Source organism: Pseudanabaena sp. Chao 1811 (assembly GCF_027942295.1).
In the GTDB taxonomy this organism is placed as follows: Bacteria; Cyanobacteriota; Cyanobacteriia; order Pseudanabaenales; family Pseudanabaenaceae; genus Pseudanabaena.
Genome location: NZ_CP101416.1, coordinates 1211565 through 1230285, shown reverse-complemented (window position 1 = coordinate 1230285; position 18721 = coordinate 1211565). Strand labels below are relative to the sequence as shown.

At 42.2% G+C, this 18721-nt stretch carries 27 protein-coding genes and 1 pseudogene; 10 read left to right on the top strand and 18 right to left on the bottom strand.

All coding sequences use genetic code 11. The annotated features are described in order from the left end of the window. Positions 1-25 precede the first annotated feature (25 nt). Complete coding sequence (locus tag NMG48_RS05855) at positions 26-373, top strand: type II toxin-antitoxin system HicB family antitoxin (protein ID WP_271254379.1); 348 nt, start codon at positions 26-28, stop codon at positions 371-373. Here NMG48_RS05855 and NMG48_RS05850 read toward each other — a convergent pair. The 3 genes from NMG48_RS05850 to NMG48_RS05840 all read right to left on the bottom strand — a co-directional run bounded on the left by NMG48_RS05850 (position 370) and on the right by NMG48_RS05840 (position 4100). Then, on the bottom strand, positions 370-855 hold the full coding sequence (locus tag NMG48_RS05850; RefSeq protein ID WP_271254378.1) for a cupredoxin domain-containing protein: 486 nt from the start codon (positions 853-855) through the stop codon (positions 370-372). The genes NMG48_RS05855 and NMG48_RS05850 overlap by 4 nt on opposite strands. 57 nt (positions 856-912) lie before the next feature. After that, positions 913-1659 (bottom strand): 3-oxoacyl-[acyl-carrier-protein] reductase, encoded by a 747-nt coding sequence (fabG, locus tag NMG48_RS05845; protein ID WP_271254377.1) that lies wholly within the window; start codon positions 1657-1659, stop codon positions 913-915. An 890-nt stretch (positions 1660-2549) separates the two neighbouring features. Next, positions 2550-4100: a tetratricopeptide repeat protein gene (locus NMG48_RS05840; RefSeq protein WP_271254376.1), complete on the bottom strand. Its 1551-nt coding sequence runs from the start codon at positions 4098-4100 to the stop codon at positions 2550-2552. A gap of 171 nt (positions 4101-4271) precedes the next feature. On the opposite strand from NMG48_RS05840, the gene NMG48_RS05835 reads away from it, so the two are divergent. Beyond that, positions 4272-4412 (top strand): hypothetical protein, encoded by a 141-nt coding sequence (locus NMG48_RS05835; RefSeq protein ID WP_271254375.1) that lies wholly within the window; start codon positions 4272-4274, stop codon positions 4410-4412. On the opposite strand, the gene NMG48_RS05830 is transcribed toward NMG48_RS05835, so the two are convergent. The 9 genes from NMG48_RS05830 to NMG48_RS05790 all read right to left on the bottom strand — a co-directional run bounded on the left by NMG48_RS05830 (position 4401) and on the right by NMG48_RS05790 (position 9018). Then, positions 4401-4958: a Uma2 family endonuclease gene (locus tag NMG48_RS05830; protein ID WP_271254374.1), complete on the bottom strand. Its 558-nt coding sequence runs from the start codon at positions 4956-4958 to the stop codon at positions 4401-4403. The genes NMG48_RS05835 and NMG48_RS05830 overlap by 12 nt on opposite strands. Positions 4959-5114: 156 nt before the next feature. Further along, positions 5115-5456, bottom strand: a complete 342-nt coding sequence (locus tag NMG48_RS05825) for a DUF5615 family PIN-like protein (protein ID WP_271254373.1) — start codon at positions 5454-5456, stop codon at positions 5115-5117. A gap of 1 nt (position 5457) precedes the next feature. Next, a complete protein-coding gene (locus NMG48_RS05820; protein ID WP_271254372.1) occupies positions 5458-5784 on the bottom strand; it encodes a DUF433 domain-containing protein in 327 nt (108 codons plus the stop codon). A 118-nt stretch (positions 5785-5902) separates the two neighbouring features. After that, positions 5903-6121, bottom strand: coding sequence for a hypothetical protein (locus tag NMG48_RS05815; RefSeq protein WP_271254371.1), 219 nt, complete (start codon positions 6119-6121; stop codon positions 5903-5905). Continuing rightward, positions 6114-6431, bottom strand: coding sequence for a DUF4258 domain-containing protein (locus tag NMG48_RS05810; RefSeq protein ID WP_271254370.1), 318 nt, complete (start codon positions 6429-6431; stop codon positions 6114-6116). The genes NMG48_RS05815 and NMG48_RS05810 overlap by 8 nt, the downstream gene beginning before the upstream one ends. A 227-nt stretch (positions 6432-6658) precedes the next feature. Continuing rightward, entirely contained in the window at positions 6659-7060 is a 402-nt protein-coding gene (locus tag NMG48_RS05805) for a hypothetical protein (RefSeq protein WP_271254369.1), read from the bottom strand. Between the two features lie 140 nt (positions 7061-7200). After that, a complete protein-coding gene (locus NMG48_RS05800; RefSeq protein WP_271254368.1) occupies positions 7201-8112 on the bottom strand; it encodes an IS982 family transposase in 912 nt (303 codons plus the stop codon). A 55-nt stretch (positions 8113-8167) separates the two neighbouring features. Further along, entirely contained in the window at positions 8168-8302 is a 135-nt protein-coding gene (locus NMG48_RS05795) for a hypothetical protein (RefSeq protein WP_271254367.1), read from the bottom strand. Positions 8303-8694: 392 nt separating this feature from the next. Beyond that, positions 8695-9018: a helix-turn-helix domain-containing protein gene (locus NMG48_RS05790; RefSeq protein ID WP_271254366.1), complete on the bottom strand. Its 324-nt coding sequence runs from the start codon at positions 9016-9018 to the stop codon at positions 8695-8697. A 166-nt stretch (positions 9019-9184) separates the two neighbouring features. Here NMG48_RS05790 and NMG48_RS21650 point away from each other — a divergent pair. From NMG48_RS21650 to NMG48_RS05760, 5 genes and pseudogenes are all read left to right on the top strand, one after another. After that, positions 9185-9702, top strand: a pseudogene (locus NMG48_RS21650) (element excision factor XisH family protein). After that, positions 9687-10025: a XisI protein gene (locus NMG48_RS05775; RefSeq protein ID WP_271254364.1), complete on the top strand. Its 339-nt coding sequence runs from the start codon at positions 9687-9689 to the stop codon at positions 10023-10025. Before NMG48_RS21650 ends, NMG48_RS05775 begins: the two are co-directional and overlap by 16 nt. A gap of 199 nt (positions 10026-10224) precedes the next feature. After that, positions 10225-11238 carry an agmatine deiminase family protein gene (locus NMG48_RS05770; RefSeq protein WP_271254363.1) on the top strand — a complete coding sequence of 338 codons (1014 nt, stop codon included), beginning with the start codon at positions 10225-10227 and terminating at the stop codon, positions 11236-11238. Positions 11239-11318: 80 nt separating this feature from the next. Beyond that, positions 11319-12275 (top strand): 50S ribosomal protein L11 methyltransferase, encoded by a 957-nt coding sequence (locus NMG48_RS05765; protein ID WP_271254362.1) that lies wholly within the window; start codon positions 11319-11321, stop codon positions 12273-12275. 289 nt (positions 12276-12564) lie between these two features. Then, complete coding sequence (locus NMG48_RS05760) at positions 12565-12798, top strand: hypothetical protein (RefSeq protein ID WP_169362601.1); 234 nt, start codon at positions 12565-12567, stop codon at positions 12796-12798. A gap of 90 nt (positions 12799-12888) precedes the next feature. Here the strand turns inward: NMG48_RS05760 and NMG48_RS05755 are convergent, their stop codons facing one another. The 3 genes from NMG48_RS05755 to NMG48_RS05745 form a co-directional block, all read right to left on the bottom strand. Continuing rightward, positions 12889-13239 (bottom strand): hypothetical protein, encoded by a 351-nt coding sequence (locus NMG48_RS05755; RefSeq protein ID WP_271254361.1) that lies wholly within the window; start codon positions 13237-13239, stop codon positions 12889-12891. Positions 13240-13310: 71 nt separating this feature from the next. After that, entirely contained in the window at positions 13311-14897 is a 1587-nt protein-coding gene (locus NMG48_RS05750; protein ID WP_271254360.1) for an SPOR domain-containing protein, read from the bottom strand. A gap of 11 nt (positions 14898-14908) precedes the next feature. After that, positions 14909-15529, bottom strand: a complete 621-nt coding sequence (locus NMG48_RS05745) for an RNA polymerase sigma factor (RefSeq protein WP_345961245.1) — start codon at positions 15527-15529, stop codon at positions 14909-14911. Between the two features lie 144 nt (positions 15530-15673). On the opposite strand from NMG48_RS05745, the gene NMG48_RS05740 reads away from it, so the two are divergent. From NMG48_RS05740 to NMG48_RS05730, 3 genes are all read left to right on the top strand, one after another. Then, positions 15674-16354, top strand: coding sequence for a C40 family peptidase (locus NMG48_RS05740; protein ID WP_271254358.1), 681 nt, complete (start codon positions 15674-15676; stop codon positions 16352-16354). A 77-nt stretch (positions 16355-16431) separates the two neighbouring features. Continuing rightward, entirely contained in the window at positions 16432-16668 is a 237-nt protein-coding gene (locus tag NMG48_RS05735; protein WP_271254357.1) for a DUF4160 domain-containing protein, read from the top strand. After that, a complete protein-coding gene (locus tag NMG48_RS05730; protein ID WP_169363530.1) occupies positions 16649-16921 on the top strand; it encodes a DUF2442 domain-containing protein in 273 nt (90 codons plus the stop codon). The genes NMG48_RS05735 and NMG48_RS05730 overlap by 20 nt, the downstream gene beginning before the upstream one ends. A 122-nt stretch (positions 16922-17043) precedes the next feature. Here the strand turns inward: NMG48_RS05730 and NMG48_RS05725 are convergent, their stop codons facing one another. The 3 genes from NMG48_RS05725 to NMG48_RS05715 all read right to left on the bottom strand — a co-directional run bounded on the left by NMG48_RS05725 (position 17044) and on the right by NMG48_RS05715 (position 18707). Next, complete coding sequence (locus NMG48_RS05725) at positions 17044-17256, bottom strand: DUF5615 family PIN-like protein (RefSeq protein ID WP_271254356.1); 213 nt, start codon at positions 17254-17256, stop codon at positions 17044-17046. Beyond that, positions 17253-17492, bottom strand: a complete 240-nt coding sequence (locus NMG48_RS05720) for a DUF433 domain-containing protein (RefSeq protein ID WP_271254355.1) — start codon at positions 17490-17492, stop codon at positions 17253-17255. Before NMG48_RS05720 ends, NMG48_RS05725 begins: the two co-directional genes overlap by 4 nt. 156 nt (positions 17493-17648) lie before the next feature. Then, positions 17649-18707 carry a serine hydrolase domain-containing protein gene (locus NMG48_RS05715; protein ID WP_271254354.1) on the bottom strand — a complete coding sequence of 353 codons (1059 nt, stop codon included), beginning with the start codon at positions 18705-18707 and terminating at the stop codon, positions 17649-17651. Between the last annotated feature and the right edge of the window lie 14 nt (positions 18708-18721).

The following is an 18721-nucleotide window of genomic DNA, read 5'->3' as shown; positions in this document are numbered from 1 at the left end:
AACTCGCAGAGAAAAACAGGAATATATGAGCATTATTACTTATAAAGGATATACGGGAAAAATTGAAGTTGATATTGAGTCGGCTATTTTACATGGTCGAATCTTAGACATCACTGATGTAATTACATTTCGAGGTAAAACTATTGAGGAAGCAACTCAGGACTTTAAAGATGGGGTAGATGATTATTTAGAGTTTTGTGCAGAACGGGGAAAAGATCCTGATAAACCTTATTCAGGTAAGCTACCTTTTCGGACTACGCCTGATCATCACAAGTTAATCCATCTTGCTGCTACTAAAGTTGGTAAAAGCATAAATGCTTGGATGGATGAAGTACTTACACAGAAAGCTAAGCAAATAATAAATATCAATTAAATGCTTGGTTGAATTGTGATGCTGCCACGCATTCCTGCTTCGGTGTGACCAGCGATCGCACAATGCAGTTCATAGGTTCCTGATTTAATTGGCACAAAAGTCCATTCAGCAGTGGCATTAGGCTTTAGTTCTAATTCGCGGATATTGCCCTTAATTTCCACATTGCCAGCCACGACGTTCTGCGTCCAGACCGCATCAGCAAAATCTTTGCTGGTGAAATAATGTTTCATGCCGCTAGGATTACTGAGGATCAGTTTGTAACGCTTGCCTGCGTTAAAGGTAAAGCGATCAGGCGTAAATTTTAATTCGTTAGCGGCATTACTGAGACTGACATTAACTGTAATCGTCTGTTGCTTCGTGAAATCAATCGCGGCTAGTTTGGCAGTTGTGCTGACGGGTGAGGCGATCGCAGGATGGGGACTAATTACCATACACAAAATCCCCAATATGCCAATTAGCAAAATTTTCAAGGTGCGACGCATAAGATCCCTCTTAATTCCATAAACTTAGAGAAGGGTGCTTTTGCACCCTTCTCTAATCTAAGCCATGACCATGCCACCATCGACATTAAATACCTGACCAGTGATGTAAGCCGCCGCAGGATCAGCAGCAAGAAATCTCACCATCCCTGCAATTTCTTCAGGCTGACCATAGCGACCGAGGGGAATAAATTTAAGAATTTCTTCAGTATTCTTCAAATCTGCGGTCATGTCAGTAGCAATAAATCCGGGAGCAACCGCATTGACGGTAACGCCACGACTTGCCATTTCCTTAGCAACGGTTTTGGTAAAGCCGATTACGCCAGCTTTAGCAGCACTGTAATTGCCCTGACCAGGATTGCCCATTTGTCCTGCAACGGAGGCAATATTAATAATCCGTCCTGACTTTTGCTTGAGCATGATTTTGGATACAGCACGGGTAGCGAGGAATACGCCCGTCAGGTTGAGGTCGATCACCGATTGCCAATCCTCTAGCTTCATTCGCAGCAGGAGCGTATCGCGGGTAATGCCAGCATTATTGACCAATACATCCACTCGTCCCCAAGTATCGATCGCTGATTTTACCAAGCTATCAACCTGCGCTTCGTGGGACACATCGGCATGGAGAGCGATCGCCTCACCACCTTTGCTTTTGATTTCTGCAACTACTTCTTCGGCAGCTGTGACCGAACTCGCATAGTTCACAATTACCTTTGCGCCTTCACCTGCGAGTGCTACGGCGATCGCCCGTCCAATCCCTCTCGATGCACCTGTGACGATCGCCACCTGACCTTCTAAAAATCCCATGCTTATATTTAAAACTCCATAATTAATTTTTTATGGTTTGTACTTTGCTTTGTGCTGCACAATCCATCAACTATGTAAGCTTATAACAATCTCAAAGCGCGATCGCTACAGTTATAGATGTCGCCAAGGATATTAGGACATCGACTCCAGACTAGGTTGTTGTGATTGGGTGGGATAGCTGTTACAAACCTATAGATTGGTAATTTTTTGGCAAAAAGAAGAGCAGGTTTTTCTTTGAAAAATCTTGATTATTAAGATTAATCCTTATACATGCCTATCGAGAAGGACGCATTCTCTAAAATATCCAAATACTTAAAATCTAGGTCATATCATCTCTGAAAACTCCTATTTCATTTAAGAGTTCTCAAACTGTGTTTGATATATCGTATAGAAAATCCTAAATAGTTGATAAAAAGCGACCCTGCGGGGCGTTTTTTCAAATTCAAAAGTCTACACATGAATTAGCACCGCTCTATAGCAAGATGGCTAGTTTTTTATTAATGAAGAGGTGAGCGATTTGAATGTTAATAATCCATATGTAAATAACCGAAAATTTCGCCATATCAGCATGAGGTGGATTGGCTACTGTGTGAATATTTCTGGTAAAGATGCTTATTTGTTTATTCCAGAGCAGGATCGAATTGCCTGTGTTGGCATAGGTGAACTTGTAGAGATTCGTTAAGCTGCTATTGGTGTTTATATACTTGCCACATCCATTACAGTCTATTGAGGCTTTGAGTAGTACAGAAATATTTTTGAAAGCGGCGCGAAGCGCCGCTTTCAAAAATATTTCTGGGTTCTAATTAAGCGCAAAGCGCTGTAACATGCCTCAAGTCAATGACTTAGGGCAATGTTTGATGATGCCCTAAGTTATTCCTAAGTTATTTACTTTAGGTAATTCCTTGCAATGCTTGAATTGCTTGCTGAGTCCGCTTAATCCATTCAGCCTCGCGTGTTTCTTCGTATAGCTTAAGAGCCTCTTGATAGGAGCGAATGGCATTACTCACTTCACCTCTCAGGGTATACAAAGCGCCTAAACCAAAATAAGCCTTGGCAAATTTGGGATTTAAATCTAGCGCCTTGAGATAGGCTGTTTGGGCATCCCCTAACTTACCGCGATCGGCATAGGCAAGCCCTAAGCTGGTATAGTCCACCCATAAATCTTCTTTGCCGATCGCAATGGTTTTTTGGAAAGCCTCGATCGCCTCATCAATATTGCCTTGAGAGCGCAAAAGATTGCCTAGATTGCTATAGGCAACGGCATTTCTGTTGTCAAGGGCGATCGCGCGGCGAAATGCGGCAATGGCTTCATTATTGCGATTTTGATCGGACAGAACCCGACCGAGATTGTTGTAGGCGGCTGCATAGCTGGGGTTAATGGAAATAGATTGCTCATAGGCAGCGATCGCTCCTTCAAGATCTCCTTGGCGACGCAGGGCTAACCCTAAGCCATTGAAATTACTCGCTACCTTGGGATTAATTTCGGTACTACGTTTAAAAGCTTCCGCCGCTTCGGGGATATTTTCTTCCCGCAATAGAGCGCTACCCAATGCGGCATAAATATCGGCATTGCGAGGATCTTGCTCCAGCGCTTTACGAAAAGTAGCTATGGCACTTTGGTGATCACCTAATTGGTTATAGGTTAGCCCCAGATTGTAATAAACATTAGGGAAATTAGGATCGATGGCGACTACCCGTTTATAAGCATCAATTGAGCCTACGTAGTCTCTTTCTTCATATAGAGAAATACCTAAAGCAAAATGGGCAACGGCATATTGTGGTGCAAGCTCGATCGCCCGACGATAGGCTGCGATCGCTTCTTGACGATTCCCTTGCCGACGGAGCACTGTACCTAAACCGTTATGGGCAAGGGCATATTTAGGATCAAATTCTATTGCCTTCCGAAAAGCGCTGATTGCTCCATCAATATTATTGCGTCGCTCATGGGCAAGCCCCAAGTTGTAGTACACAGGCGCAAGATTTGTATCCGCTTTGCTAAGTTGGATAAATTGGTTATATGCCTCGATCGCGCCATTCGTATCCCCTTTTTGATACAGCGCAATCCCTAACCCGTAATAGGCAGGCGTATAGTTTTTATCAATGGTAATTGCTTGGCGATGGGCTTCGATTGCACCTTGAATGTCCCCCTTTTGGCGCAAAGTTACTCCTAAACCATAGTAGGCAGGTACAAACTCTGGACTTGTGGCGATCGCTTGGCGATATAAAGCCATAGCGCGATCAAGTTGATTTTGCTCCCTTAAGGAATTTGCCCTTTCTACCAGCTTAATTGTTGTGTTTGCCAGTGGAGTACTCTGAGCAATCTTACTCGTTGAGGTAGGCAAGGTTTGGGCTAAGGCGATCGTATCTAGAGCAGGAGCGAGACTACACATTAGTGGGAAAATTCCTACTATTGAGATCTTCGTAATTGCGGTTTTGATCATAGTTATACAGTGCTTATAGCTTGTTTCTGCCATGAAAAATTAATGAGTTGGCAAAAGCAGAAATGAAAAGAGCAGCAAACTTGCCCATTCAGTTGAGCATTAAAAACTCGTTTTTTAGAAGAGTTTGTCCTTATCCGTCGCACCACATCTCTGTTATTTTGCCCTAATTTGATGGTTATCGCTATAGCCACTTGTATTAACGTCAGTTCGGCGATCGCCCCATCATTAAGTCTTGCAGGTAGTAAAAGCGTGATCGCCTATCTAACCATCACAACCTGCGATATCACAAAAATCAATGAGCTAAAGACTTAGCCAGCTAAAAACTTGCTCAACCGTCAGTTCTAAATCAATTCCTGTTAGAACTGGTAAGCGATCGCTATTTGTAAATTCTCTAACGCGGCGATCGCTATCTACTACCAAAACGCTCTCATCCTCAGCATCAAGCAACCAGCCTAGCTCAGTACCATATTCCGCACAGTGCAGCAGCTTACCTAAAACTTGCTTGTATCGTTGATCTGGAGAAAGAATTTCAATTGCCCAATCTGGATTAATTTCAAAACGATTGGCGATGCGACCTGATGGGGAACGGGGGATTCTCTCCCAACGAAATACGGCTATGTCTGGGACAATCGCTAATCCACCAAAAACACAGCGTAACTCTGGAAAGGCTAGAGCAATTTGCTTTGGTTGAGCAATTTGGCTAATAGTTTGGCAGAGTGTACCTTGTAATAAACTATGTTCTCCTTGTGGCATTGGCTTCTGTATGATTTGTCCATGAATAAATTCAGAGGCTGGTTTCGTCTCTGGCAATTGCAAAAACTCATCTATAGTTATGGGTCGAATTGCTGTCGTGGTCATAGCCCTATGCCCTATAAAACTTCTTTGATATTAACAGCGATCGCCCATCCAGTCTCCATAACCTGTGAGCATCTATCCGTTGCTACAAACCGCGATTGCCTTTTCTCCAATCACTCTCAACTCTTTCCAAATATCCTGCTAATGGCGAAGCAATCTTTATTTGCTAGGACGATTTATACGAATTAGTATGTTGGTTAGATCGGCTGTATTGGTGATTGCTTCATGAATTTGGTTAGCTAGTCTTTGTCTATTGAGGTCTTCTGTACAAACGATAATACCTGCATGGCTAGGTTGTAAATTATGCAGTCGAATGAAGTCACTTCGATTAATCGTTAATATAGTGCGGTTATCTGCGATCGCAAAGGCTAATACTTCTTCATCGGGGATTCTTTGGTTGGCTTTTCCTGCTTCTTGGACTGTCAAAATATCATGCCCTAGTGCGCGTAGCAGTTTGACGACAATTCTAGGGAATTGCTCATCGGCGTAGAGACGTGCCATGCTAAGCCGCCTCTTGCCTATGAATGGCGGCTTCTATCTCATCAACGTGTGTTTCGGCATAGCGCCATGCGTTTACTAGATCTGTTGCAGAGAGGGTAGGATAGTCTTCGAGAATGTAGGCTTCGCTTGCGCCTTGGCGTTGGAGGCTTACTAGTAGCCATACGGGTATGCGGGTTTGTCGAATGCAAGCATCTCCGCCCATGACTCTGGGATTTTTTTCAATGCCTTGCCATGTGTTGCTGAGGCTTTGTACTAATATTTGGATTGCTTGAGATTTTTCTTCGGGGGTTAGGGCTAGTAGTTGTGGTTGTAGTTCTTTGAGTGTCATGTTTATGTCTCCTTTTCTATCAGTAAGTCTCGCAAATAATAAAAGCGATCGCACTTTTTCCCATTCTCTTCAACTCTTCCCAAACATCCCATCAATGGAGAAAAAATTAGCCTCTAGATTAGGCGGCATAGCTATAAACATGTGTCTGAATTACACGCTGTGGTTCTTGACCATCCAAAATAATTTTTTGCAATAACATCACAGTTGATGGAGCAAAGAATTGTTCTCCTGTTTCTTCGTTTACGCGAGCAGGAACGTTCTCAATCAGGATGAATTTGTCGTTTAGTTCTAATGAGTAGGTTACATACTTTTCGACAAGTTGCTCTTCATTATTCATTGTTTTTTCTCCTTACTGTGAAATCGTTATTCCATTTATTCGGATCAGGTTCATAGACTGTAATGATTTTAACCAATGGGCGGCTAGGATAGCTGCTTTGGATATGAATTGTTCTACCAGTTTGAGTTATGCCACAAATGAGACAGCTAGGAGCGTATTTGTCGTTGGGATATTCTTCAATGATTTGACCATTAGCGATCGCTTCTACGATCTCGTGCAAACGAATTTGGCGAATAATGGATTGATCGACGGCATGTTTAGAAAACTCATATTGTTCGTTGGCAATTTTGGTCTGAATATCTTCAATCATAGGCATGTGTCAATATTGAGTAGCATTTTAAGTTGGTAAGTCTCGTAAGTAGTAAAAGCGATCCCAAACGAGGCTGTTCTAACAAAGTTGATACCCCTTTATCATTCGGTGCTAGCTAGTTTTTATCAATCCTTTTATATAGCCGATGACTTGGGTTCGCTTAAGTATTCAGATTAGAGTTTATTGGAAATAGATCGTACAATCTCTAATGTAAGAAATTGCTCAAGCTATAAGTTAGGCGTTCCATTAACATGGTAGTAAGCTTGCAACATTTTGTTAGCAAGTATGGTTGTTTTATAGGAAACTTCCGTAGAACTTGATCCCATATTGCTCCAGCCTCCTGCCACAACACACGACAATCCAGATGGGACTAAAAATTCAAGATGGGAACCTACATCAGATGCTGTCCCATTTTGTATTAGCTTCCGCAGATCATCCGCAAATGCAACTTCTACGGCATAGATTAGCCTTAGCATATCTTCTTTAGAAATGATATTATCAAGATAAGCAACAAAAAGATTTCCAAGTAATCTGGGCTTGTTGAATTCGGTCACTTTATCCAAGACCATTAAAAGTGTATTGCCAACTTCTTCTAACTCTTGTGGGGACTCTACAATCTTTTGCCTCATTTGTTTTCTAGTTGAATCAGGAACTCTATTTAATTCGTCAAAGAAGATAGATATCTTTTTAGCAAATAGTTTTTCTCGAATTGTATCAGAAGCACGAAGTAACTTGAATGCTGTGCTAACTACAACGTGAGTTCGACGAACTAAAAGATGGCAGGAGGAAGAGCAGGCAAGCCTTTAGGCTGAAGATCTAAAGCAGGTTTAGACTGGCGATAGGTATAGGCAACTAAGCCAGCAAGAAGATTAACGAGAAAATTGAAAAAGCTGCGATGACGAGAATGCTCAATCTGAGAAATGTTCTTGAGTTGGTCATTGACGGACTCAATAATTGCGCGCTTGCGAAGCAGAATTTTGTCAATCAACTTGACCAGACAGTTTTTCATATTTTTCTTGCGCTTGGTAATCAGTTGCAAACCTTGTTCATAGAGCTTTTCAAACAACTTTTGGGAGATATAACCACGGTCACCAAACAATTGACCAAAGAGGTCTTGAGCCATCTCAGGCACAGGTTCACGGTCATCGACATTGGCTGGTGTGAGTTTGAAAGCAAGCAATTCCCCTTTGTCATTAATAATCAAATGTAGTTTGAAACCAAAGTGCCATCCGACTGAGTTTTTGCCCCAATTGACCATTCCTTTAAATACTTTGTGAGCGTGGGCGCGGCAAGGGACACAGACATTTATTGGCGTGGAGTCAATGAATGATATCCCTGTTACTTCTCCTTTACGGGTATGGAGAAAGCAACATAACAACATCATTGTCCAAGGCATTAGCTCGACAAAACGGGTGTAGCTTACTAAGTGCGGAAAAGCTTTTCGCCAAAACGGTATTACAGTTAGGGTATAGAACTCTTTGAAGGTTTTATATCCTGACCCATGAAAGGCGATCGCTATCGTCATCACTTCACTCAGTCTCATTCTGGAACGACTTTTTCTTTCTCCTATCATTGATGGCAACATTGGTTGCTCTTCCCAGTGTTTTTCAAAACTTTGGCAAAAATCATCTACTTCACAGAAGATTCGTGTGATATCTAAGTGCGATACGATATTGTTCATATTGCTGAGACCTTTTTTGCTTCAAACCTAGTCTCAGCTTTTCTTTTGCTTCTGTCTACTCCGTCGAACTCACGTTAACTACAGGCACTTCACTCCAGAAATTTCCATCGCTAGCAATATCAAAAATAACTTCGATATTTTCAAGCGTTGCTTCTAGTAATGGTCGTTCATTGTTATTTTCTAATTTCATAAAGTTGCTTATATATTTTTGTAGAGAAAAGAAATTATCTAGTATGTATTGAGTAAGTTTAATCTAGGAAATGTCTTGGTTTGACTAAATTTTTCTGTCAAAAAGAAATCATTAGCTACGCCTATCTATAAACCTCTGCATTCCTGATATTTTTATAACTATTGATTGCCTGATTGTCTGCAATCACAAGCCTGAAAACAAGCAACTAGAAGCGATAGGGGTCTTTTTTATTAGCTATCATGCGGTTTTTACAATATAAATTATATTAACTATTAGAAATTTACTAATCATGAAACAGTTTGCCTTTGTGAACGATGCTGTTAAAAGAGAATACAAAGACTTTCCAAAAGAGACTCAACAGCAATATCGAAAAAATGAAAAGACAAAAACAACTAAGCGACTTCAGCTAAATCCCTTGTTTGGATTTTAATAGAAGCACTTTCTAAACTGCTAAAAGTAAACTCAGTCCTAAACCCCAGCTTATCGAGCATCGAAAACAACATATCCAAAGTAAACTTATCAATTTTTCCATTCACAATGTCCGACACACGCGGCTGAGTAACTGCCAACCTTTCAGCAGCCTCTTTCTGAGTCCAACCTCTATTCTCAATTATGTCGCGAATCATGATCGTCAAGTCAGCCTTTAAAACCGACTTACTCGCAACTTCAGGCTCCTCGATCGCATGAAAAGGACTCTCGTAAAACTTAATTGTCATAACTTTATATTCAACTTTGTCAAGATTATATAAAATTTTGTATAATCGGTCAAATAAGCTAAAGGATTTTGATTCTTATATTTAAGCGATCGCCCCACTCATAAACCTATCAGTAAGTAAAAGGCGATCTCATATACTGACAGGTACAACTTCACACTTTTAACTTGTGCCAGCAAGAGATATTTACCACAACACCGTCAAAACAGCCCTAGAAAAAGATGGCTGGACAATTACCCACGATCCATTTCCATTACAAATAGGGAAAAAGCGTTTATCTGTTGACTTGGGAGCAGAACGTCTCATCAGTGCAGAAAAGAACCTTCAAAAAATTGTAGTTGAAATGAATCACCCCGCCGCAAGCGGACGGGGTATCAAATTCTTTTTTACTAGAATATACTCACACCGCAGAGCGGTGGGGTATTTACCCTCTTAGTTCAAATAAAAAGCTTCGTAGGTCAGTCTGATGTTAAAGACTTAGAGCAAGCTTTAGGACAGTATATTTTGTATCGTCAAATCCTTAACGAGACAAAAATTGATAGAGAACTTTATCTTGCAGTCTCCCGCTTAACCTTCAAAAGCATATTCACGATACAATTAGGGGAGATCCTACTTACAAATCAGATTATAAAATTAATTGTTTTTGATGATGAAAGTGAGGTAATTGTCCAATGGATACCCAATTAAAATATCGTCAGATCATTAAACAAGTACTCCAAAACCACGCTGAATATCGCTCTACAATTCCTGATGCTTATACATCTCAACTCTTGTTTGATGATGAGCGCGGTCAATATCTAGTTCTCGACATTGGCTGGAATGATGATCAGTATCTTCACAATACTCCCATTCATCTGAGCCTAGTCAATGACAAAATCTGGATTCAGTATGATGATACTGAAGAAGGAATAGTAACCGACTTAATAGATGCAGGTGTGTCCAAAAGTGATATTGTCCTCGGTTTTCGTCATCCAAAGGTTCGACAATATACAGGTTTTGCCGTTGCATGATAATTACATCTAAGATTCTGCGATCGCCACACGCATAAACCTATCCGCAAGTAAAAGGCGATCGCCTATGCCGATAAATATTAAGCATCGCACCAATTACCCAACCAGTAAAACAACAACTAGAAGAGATCACCCAAATAGCCCCAAATAAAGGTAGGATTTCCGATGGACAGTTAACAGCATCAACAATACCGCAGTCATGGAAAACCCCAAAACCTTGGGCTATGCTCAGCCAGCCGAATGGCAACCTCATAGCGCCTGTTGGCTAGCCTTTCCTAGCCATCGCGACCTGTGGTTAGAATATCTCGATATCGTCCAAGCGGAATTTGTTGCCCTTGCCAAAGCGATCGCCACATCCGAGCAGCTAGAAATTTTAGTACTAGAGGAAACTGCCACCCTTGCCCAGCAATTGCTTGGTGATTTGCCTGTGCGCTTCCATCAGATTCCCTTTGGTGATATCTGGATGCGCGACATGACTCCGATTTATATCAAAAATGCCGATGGGAAATTAGGGGCTTTGCATTTCCAATGGAACGGATGGGGTGGCAAATATATGCTCGAACATGACGATCGCGTAGCAGCTAATATTCTCCAAACCTTTGATATTCCTAAATTTGAATTTGACTGGGTACTTGAAGGTGGCGCGATCGAAGTCGATGGTGAAGGAACCTGTTTGACTACCAAGCAATGCTTACTCAATCCCAATCGCAATCCTCACCTCGATCAAGAAGCGATCGAATCTGGCTTAAAAACAGCTTTGGGCGTAGAGAAAGTCCTGTGGATTGAGGAAGGTCTGCTCAATGACCACACCGATGGACATATCGACACGATCGCACGCTTCATCGCACCGTATACGATCATGTGTATGGAACCAACTTCTGAGGATGATCCTAACTATCAAGTTCTCAAGGATATCGCATCACAGTTAGAAACCATGACCGATGCGAAGGATAGAAAAATAGATGTAGTGAGAATTCCTTCACCCAATCTTGTTCTCGATGACGAAGGTGAGATCATGCCCGCTAGTTATCTCAATTTCTATATCTCTAACGATAGCGTGATTATTCCTATTTATGGTTCTCCTAATGATGAATTCGCAGTGCAAGCAATCGCCAAGCATTTCCCGAACCGCAAAGCAATCGGGCTTTCTGCAAAACATATTCTCTTAGGTGGCGGCGCATTCCATTGCATCACCTGTCATCAACCCCAATAACAGATTCAGCGCTGTGCGCTGAATCTGTTACAGATGAAAATTAGCGCATAGTGCTGTGTTTTTAATACTGAGCAATAATTATGTCATGGATAGAACTGAGTATTGATACTACCAATGAAGCGGTAGATTGGGTCTGTACCTTGCTTGCCAAAGCGATCGCTGTTGAAGATATGCACATCAGCGAATATCAGGAAGAATCATCACAATGGACATTTACGATCCAAATGTACTTACCTGAGGATGCACGCATTCATCAACGGATTGATGAGATTGAGAAGATTCTCACACCACTGCATCGCACAGGCATGACCAGTGGATTACAAACCTTTATCCTTGACCATAAGCCCATCCACATAGGATCGGAATCTTATACGGCAAGTTCTTTAATTAGAAAAATAGGCGATCGCTTTGTGGTTCTATCGGCGGCATCAGACTATCAAGCCCATCCCCAAGAGATTGTGCTGCGATTGCAAAATAGTCTTGCCTTTGGCAGTGGGCTACATCCCGCAACCATTCTCAGCCTACGCTTACTAGAACGTCATGTTAAGCCCAATCTCGATACCCTCGATCTTGGTTCAGGTTCAGGGATTCTCAGTGTCGCTATGGCAAAGTTAGGCGCAAAGGTTTTGGCGATCGATAATGATCCTATTGCGGTATCAGCAACTCAAGATGCAGTAGAGCGAAATCAAGTCACACAACAGGTGACAGTTAAAGAAGCAAGCCTTGGCAGTGCTAGTCAATTGGGGCATTGGATGGGCGGTGATAGTATTGAGTCGGTTCCTGCAATTGCAGCTCAGGAACAATTTGATCTAATCGTGGCTAATATTTTTGCGCGAGTGCATATTTCCCTTGCCCCTGAATTTTACAAAGCGTTACGTTCTACTTCCACCCATTCAGGGATTTTAATCACCGCAGGATATACCAGCGATCGCGCTGAAAATGTAGCTTCAGCTATGGCTGATGTGGGTTTTGTGGAATGCGATCGCGCTCAAATCGATGAATGGATCGCGATCGCTTTCTATCAAAATCCCAAATAAAGAAAGGCGGCGCATCGCGCCGCCTTTCTTTATTGAGAGCTTTGTTACAAATCGTCAAATATAGCTCAAACCAAAATAGAGATGGGAAAGCGATAATGGGAACAAGTATAGGCAGCGAGAGAGAAATCCAACTAGTAGCGATCGCTACCATCAAAACTTATACCTTGCCTAGACTAAATAACAATTTGAAAGCGGCAAAGTCCCCTTTTAAATCTACACAGGATCAACCACAATTTAAAAGAGGTTCTGCCCCTTTTAAATCTTTACACTATGAGGAGTTGGAGGATATATGGTGTATACCCCTTTGATTGGTTTCACGCTATTTATGATTCTATTTTTAGGAGTAGCGTTTATGCTCAGTTATTTCTGGTGGGCCGATCGCTACAAAACTCCAGAAGTAATTGCCGCAGAAGTAATGCAGTTTTCTGAGCAAATCACCAATGCATTGTCAGTTTTTGCAGTAGGAATGCTAGCCTTTGGCATCATGCTGATATTTCTCAATTTTTCGCTTCGTGCTTCCTAAAAACCAATTAAAGAATGGCGGCGCAAAGCGCCGCCATTCTTTATCTAAAATTGATGGTGCGGGGCAAAGCACCGCACCATATAAAAAAATTTACAAAAAGCCAACTGCGCCACCTAGCAATACACTCATCCCCGTGATCGCGATCGGATGAATTACCAAAGCCCACATACTGGGAATCTTGATCCCATCGCAAAGGGGAAATACTAAACGGGCGATCGCGGCATTCACAATTAAAAAGACAATTGCCCAGAGGGGAATCAATCGTAAATTGAGAATAGCTAAGGCAAGCCAAATCAAGATATTAGCGATCGCGACAGCACCGATACCCTGTACCCATGCTTTGCCCGACTCAATGGGGCGATCGGGCGACATCCAGACCAAGCCTAACCAAGTTAGCCCTGCCAATAAACCACAGGCGATCGCATCAATAAGAAATTGCATATATTTTCACAGCGTGAAACTAATTCAACAGAGTTGATTTTGGGTGGCAAAGCCACCCAAAATCATTATTGCTACTCAATTCTGGCAGGAATCCCCTGACGACGCAATTGCTCGATGCGTTGTTGAGCCACATTAGGATCGCGATACGAGCCAACCTGCACTTGACCATCACTGGGGCGTACATAGGCATCACGTTCGATCTGTTGGGCGCTAGCCGCATAGCTATTTTCAACAACAACTCGATAGCTACTTTGGGCTGGTGGAGTTGTGGGGGCAGATGATAGAGGGGCTGCATATTTCACAGCCGTGTTACTACGAGGTGCAACATATTCAGGCACGGGAGCAGGTGTTGTTGGTGCTACTGAGGCATTCCGTGATGGCTTGGGAGAAGAAGCGTTAGAGCTAGTAGTACGGCTAGGTGCAGGCTCACTATAGGACCGTGTAGGTACAGGTTCGCTCCTATTAGCAGGTGTAGGTGCAGGTGTATAACTCCTCTCCAAAGGCGCTAAAGCTGGTGGCAATGGTGCAACCGATAGGGCAGGGAAGTTTGTAGATGGTACTGTTCGCAATGGCACACTTGGCACAAAAGCGCTATTGGGGGCAAAGACCGATGAGTTTTTAGTTAAGGTACTATTTTTGGTTTTATTGACGAAAGTAGGATCAGGAATCGCTTTACTATTTTTAGCGAGGCTATCGACATTAACTTGAGTTTTATCCCCCGCAAAAGGCACAAAGGATAAGTCATTAGATTTCTGCGGATTTTGCAGATTAATATCCTTGCCCAAATCTTCATTGCTGCTGCTAGTTTGGGCTGCTTTGGTTTTTTGATCTGGTTTAAATAGTTTCATCACCCCCGAAGGATCGACCATCAAATAACCGATCGCTGCACTAGAGCAGAGCAGTAATAATAGTGAAATTATCCCCACAGGATTCATCAAACTGCGGAGAGCACTCTTTTCGGCTGGTGGAGAAGGATATGGATATTCTTGATTAACTGAGTCTTGATAATTATCTGCGTAGTTATTGGCGTAATCATTGGCGAAACTTTGCAGAATTTCATCATCATCAGGGGCAGGAACCTGTGCCATCGTTGGTGCAATATTGGGGGCATCACTTGGTGAATTTATGCCCATTGCTACATCACCATAACCATGCAAACTTTGCGCGTAAGCAACGGCTCTGTCTAAATCTGCATTAATATCACTATGACTAGGTTTATCTACGCTATCAAGATCTAGTCCTTTATATTGGTGAAGCTCTGCGCTTGCAATATTGACCGCATCGGCCGTAGGTACATTTGCACCTATTGACGGCATCACAGGCATTTGAATCGTGCGGCGATCGCTATTGATATCAATGGGAGGCGTAAGGGGAGACAAGGCCTCCGATAAACTGGGCGATGTCCAGATGGATTGAGTAGATACAGCGCGAGGTCTAAAAGGATTGAGATAGGAAATGGTTTGACCATTCTCTTGCCAATGGCGATAGCGATCTAGCTCATCATTGAGGCTCGCATCCAAACCAGCCAACGCTGTTTGCAAGACTGATGATTGAGCGATCGCAGGTAAAAAATCAGTCTCTGCGTCAGTGACCCTTGGGTTAGTTTGAGAAATTTTGGGTGAAATGGTTGGGGAGATGGTAGGACTCAATGTTTGCATAATTCTTTACCTCAGGCAGTAACGGCGGGTTGAGCTAGGTAAATGTCTCGGATATCTTCGGGCAGAGCATCTTCTAGAGCTTGATAGGCTCTGAATAGAAGTTGTTTTACATCGCTAGCAGAAATGCTTTCGCCCTCAGCATGTAAGTAGGCGGCGATGCGTGTATGGCTCCATTGAAAAGTTTGAGATAACAATAGTACCAGACGCAGGTTGCCTGCCATTTGATTTAGGGCTTGATTAAGGTAGCACCAAAATACAGGGGGGGTATCCTTGAGGGAATATTGAATTTCTTCAACGGGAGGTACTTCGGCACGATTAATCATCATCGCGGCAATATTGATTAGCCAACTTTGCAAGGATAGGCGTGGCGTTGTCACCCGCAGGTCTAGCACTCGCATTTCGTGGTAGATATATTCCCAAGTTTTGACAAATAAATAGTCTGATTGCACTGGCGATCGCGTTGCCGTGCCAATCAGGGTATACAGCACTTGTCCATAGCGACAAAAAATCGCTGCAAAATATTGACCCTCTTCAGGATGCCTTTGAAATAGTGTCACGAGATCGCGATCGCTTTTCTGGAAAAGCGCCTGAATCTTAGGGTGATGAATTTCGGGAAGGGGGGGAAGCTGCACGGTCACGGCTATTGCTAGCTCACTTTATAGGTTTTCATTTTTGATGCACACATACTAGCAGCAAAGTATGATAATGCAACCCGTAGTTCGTACTAAATAATTTCAGAGGGAGATCTTGGCATCTCGTGCTGGAAAGTAGGCTTTATGATTTACCGTAGCTTAACTGACATTAATATTTACGATTCCCCAACGCTCGATCGCCTTGCAACACAGATGGCAAAGGGTAGATATTTACAGGTATTAGAGTCTGAGCCAAATTTTCTAAAAATCCAGCTACTCGAAGATGACTATGAAGGGTTGCTCGATCGCCAAGATTTAGACAAGTTAGCGCCAAGCGATCGCCAAAGTTTTATTGATCATTTACCACCAGCATTAAGTGCTGCCGAAATAGGCGATCGCTTGCCGCAAGTAATTGCTTTTATCCAACAAGCAATGGCAACACCGAATGAATATCTCTGGGGTGGGACAGTTGCGCCAAATTATGATTGTTCTGGACTAATGCAAGCTGCCTTTGCTTCGGTTGGTATTTTGATTCCCCGTGATGCTTATCAACAGGAAGCCTTTGGTGAACCCGTCTCTCTAGATGAGTTGCAAATCGGTGATCTGATTTTCTTTGGCACACCTCTTAAGGCGACCCATGTGGGCATATATATTGGCGATCGCGCCTATATCCATAGCTCTGGCAAAGAACATGGACATAATGGTATTGCTATCAGTGAACTCTCAGGCTCAGATCAGGTTTCACAATGGTATGCCAGCCAGTTACGTGGTGCAGCAAGAATTACCCATAACCAAAAATACGCCATGATGCGCTCTCCTCTTTAATCTCTGTGAAAGTAAAGCGCGATCACGTATCGATATATTTTAATTAGTCAAGAATTGCTCTGTGTTATTTTTAAGTTATGCCAACGATTTTAAGGATTGGTTCGTATCGTTTTTATTTTTACAGTCACGAACCAAATGAACCACCACATATTCATATTGATCGCGATAACTTGACAGCTAAGTTTTGGTTGCAATCAGTTAGCCTAGCTCAAAATATTGGATTTCCCGCTAAAGAGTTAAGGAAACTGCAATCTATGGTGGTCGAAAATCAAACACAATTACTTGAGGCTTGGTATGAGTACTTTGGCGATTAAGACGGATGAGAGAGTTAAGAATGTTAGCTTTACTGAAGATACGATCAGTGTTGATTTGATGGATGGGCGGACGATTGTAGTTCCGTTAGTGTGGTATCCGAGGTTATTGAATGGAACTAGTGAGCAGCTTGCTAATTGGGAAGTCTGCGGTGGTGGCTATGGTATTCACTGGGAAGATCTTGATGAGGATTTGAGTACTGAAGGTATGTTACGTGGTGCGCCTGCTCCAAGAAAATCAAAAGCAATTAGTTAAGGCGATCGCCTCTTTAATCTCGGCGAAAGTAAAGGGCGATCGCAAGTGGAGCTAATCAAATCATCACTTTCAATCTCAAAGATTTTCCGCAGTCTGTCCTTGATATCTATGAGATTGAGGCTTTACATCCTGATGATTTTATTGCGAATATGAGTGATCTCTATCCGTTTAAGGTTTTCAATTAAAACCCTATGCTCGTCTTGACATACAGCGATGACGGTAGTATCTTTCGCTCCTTTTAAAGATTCTGAATAGATTGTAGAAGCATCATACCCTTCATCTTGTAAAAGATGAGCAAGTTCTATGGGTAGATTTTCATCTATTTTAAATTTCATGCTGTCGCTGGGGATGGCAATAATACAATCTGCTCGCGGGCTAATTCAGCAGCATAGTTGATTGCGGCAAAAATATCTGCGGATGTGAGAGTGGGGTAACTTTGTAAAATTTCTGCTTCGCTGACTCTTGCCGCTAGGTTATCGAGAATGACTGATACCATAATTCTTGTGCCTTTAATACAGGCTCTACCATGACAGACAGATAAATCTGTAGTGATGCGATCTTGCCACGCCATATACATTTGCTCAGCTTTACAACTTTTATCTATTGCTATTTTATGTCAGTTTCCATAAATTGAGCGCTATTCTAAGCAAAAGCGCGATCGCCTCTTTAATCTCGTTGCAAGTAAATGGCTATCGCACTTATCTAAAAAAACATAGCGGCTTTCAATTTACTCAAGCTTTTGAGAGATGGCACGAAACAGAGCTACTGCCTCGTCATCATCCTTAGTCGTCATCGTCCACGAACCTGTACTCGTCTTAACAATCACAACATTTTTCTGAGGATTGATGTAGATATATTGTCCCCAAATGCCCACAGCTAGATAATCACCTGTAGAGCCTGTAGGAATCCACCATTGGTATTGATGACCCCAACTGCCATAATCTCTAGCATCAGTTGCTCCAACTTGCAGATGAGGACTATCAGGAACAATGGATTCTTTGATCCAATCCGCAGGTACCAGCTGCTTTCCATTAAAGTAGCCGTTATGTAGATAAAGTAATCCAAACTTGGCATAGTCGCGTAAAGTCGCGTTCAAACAGCAAAACGAAAGTTCAGTATTGTAATTGTCCGTAGACCAAAAGGCTTCAGATTCTGCACCTAGAGGTTCCCAAAGTTTAGTTTGTAAGTAGGCTGATACACTCTTTCCTGTCGCACGCTCTATCAGCATCCCCAATATTTGTGTATCTAGACTGATGTAGTGGAATTTCTTGCCTGATGGAGATTCGGAGGGAAAGTCCAAAGCAACTTTTTTAATAGGACGCATTTGCAAGAAAATCTGCGGAAGGAGGTTGTTAATATCGGAAGAATTATCTAAATAATCTTCACTGAACTTTACTCCAGATGACATTTGAAGAATATGTTTAATTGGGACATCTCGATATCCTGTTTGTGCAAGTTCTGGAAGATATTTAGTAATTGGATCGTTGACACTACTGATATATCTATCTGCGATCGCTATGCCCACTAGAGCAGATACAAAGGATTTAGCAACAGACCAAGAATTATTTTTAGCATTTTGAGTATTACCTTGAAAATATTTCTCATAAACAATCGTGTCATTTTTAACCACTAAAATTCCTGTTGTTCCCGAACGCTCTAGCATCTCTGTCATTTGGCAGTTTCGTCCATCAAAAAGATAGGATATTTCCAACTTTTGATAATTCTCATTAAGTTGAAGTGGTTTACTAGAGCGATGAATCCATTTGCTTGGAAAAATCTTATCCATACTTCGGAAGTTTT

Coding starts and splice junctions, on each gene's coding strand:
- NMG48_RS05855 (WP_271254379.1), top strand. CDS start 26: ATGAGCATTATTACTTATAAAGGATATACGGGAAAAATTGAAGTTGAT.
- NMG48_RS05850 (WP_271254378.1), bottom strand. CDS start 855: ATGCGTCGCACCTTGAAAATTTTGCTAATTGGCATATTGGGGATTTTG.
- fabG (WP_271254377.1), bottom strand. CDS start 1,659: ATGGGATTTTTAGAAGGTCAGGTGGCGATCGTCACAGGTGCATCGAGA.
- NMG48_RS05840 (WP_271254376.1), bottom strand. CDS start 4,100: ATGATCAAAACCGCAATTACGAAGATCTCAATAGTAGGAATTTTCCCA.
- NMG48_RS05835 (WP_271254375.1), top strand. CDS start 4,272: ATGGTTATCGCTATAGCCACTTGTATTAACGTCAGTTCGGCGATCGCC.
- NMG48_RS05830 (WP_271254374.1), bottom strand. CDS start 4,958: ATGACCACGACAGCAATTCGACCCATAACTATAGATGAGTTTTTGCAA.
- NMG48_RS05825 (WP_271254373.1), bottom strand. CDS start 5,456: ATGGCACGTCTCTACGCCGATGAGCAATTCCCTAGAATTGTCGTCAAA.
- NMG48_RS05820 (WP_271254372.1), bottom strand. CDS start 5,784: ATGACACTCAAAGAACTACAACCACAACTACTAGCCCTAACCCCCGAA.
- NMG48_RS05815 (WP_271254371.1), bottom strand. CDS start 6,121: ATGAATAATGAAGAGCAACTTGTCGAAAAGTATGTAACCTACTCATTA.
- NMG48_RS05810 (WP_271254370.1), bottom strand. CDS start 6,431: ATGATTGAAGATATTCAGACCAAAATTGCCAACGAACAATATGAGTTT.
- NMG48_RS05805 (WP_271254369.1), bottom strand. CDS start 7,060: ATGAGGCAAAAGATTGTAGAGTCCCCACAAGAGTTAGAAGAAGTTGGC.
- NMG48_RS05800 (WP_271254368.1), bottom strand. CDS start 8,112: ATGAACAATATCGTATCGCACTTAGATATCACACGAATCTTCTGTGAA.
- NMG48_RS05795 (WP_271254367.1), bottom strand. CDS start 8,302: ATGAAATTAGAAAATAACAATGAACGACCATTACTAGAAGCAACGCTT.
- NMG48_RS05790 (WP_271254366.1), bottom strand. CDS start 9,018: ATGACAATTAAGTTTTACGAGAGTCCTTTTCATGCGATCGAGGAGCCT.
- NMG48_RS05775 (WP_271254364.1), top strand. CDS start 9,687: ATGGATACCCAATTAAAATATCGTCAGATCATTAAACAAGTACTCCAA.
- NMG48_RS05770 (WP_271254363.1), top strand. CDS start 10,225: ATGGAAAACCCCAAAACCTTGGGCTATGCTCAGCCAGCCGAATGGCAA.
- NMG48_RS05765 (WP_271254362.1), top strand. CDS start 11,319: ATGTCATGGATAGAACTGAGTATTGATACTACCAATGAAGCGGTAGAT.
- NMG48_RS05760 (WP_169362601.1), top strand. CDS start 12,565: ATGGTGTATACCCCTTTGATTGGTTTCACGCTATTTATGATTCTATTT.
- NMG48_RS05755 (WP_271254361.1), bottom strand. CDS start 13,239: ATGCAATTTCTTATTGATGCGATCGCCTGTGGTTTATTGGCAGGGCTA.
- NMG48_RS05750 (WP_271254360.1), bottom strand. CDS start 14,897: ATGCAAACATTGAGTCCTACCATCTCCCCAACCATTTCACCCAAAATT.
- NMG48_RS05740 (WP_271254358.1), top strand. CDS start 15,674: ATGATTTACCGTAGCTTAACTGACATTAATATTTACGATTCCCCAACG.
- NMG48_RS05735 (WP_271254357.1), top strand. CDS start 16,432: ATGCCAACGATTTTAAGGATTGGTTCGTATCGTTTTTATTTTTACAGT.
- NMG48_RS05730 (WP_169363530.1), top strand. CDS start 16,649: ATGAGTACTTTGGCGATTAAGACGGATGAGAGAGTTAAGAATGTTAGC.
- NMG48_RS05725 (WP_271254356.1), bottom strand. CDS start 17,256: ATGAAATTTAAAATAGATGAAAATCTACCCATAGAACTTGCTCATCTT.
- NMG48_RS05720 (WP_271254355.1), bottom strand. CDS start 17,492: ATGGCGTGGCAAGATCGCATCACTACAGATTTATCTGTCTGTCATGGT.
- NMG48_RS05715 (WP_271254354.1), bottom strand. CDS start 18,707: ATGGATAAGATTTTTCCAAGCAAATGGATTCATCGCTCTAGTAAACCA.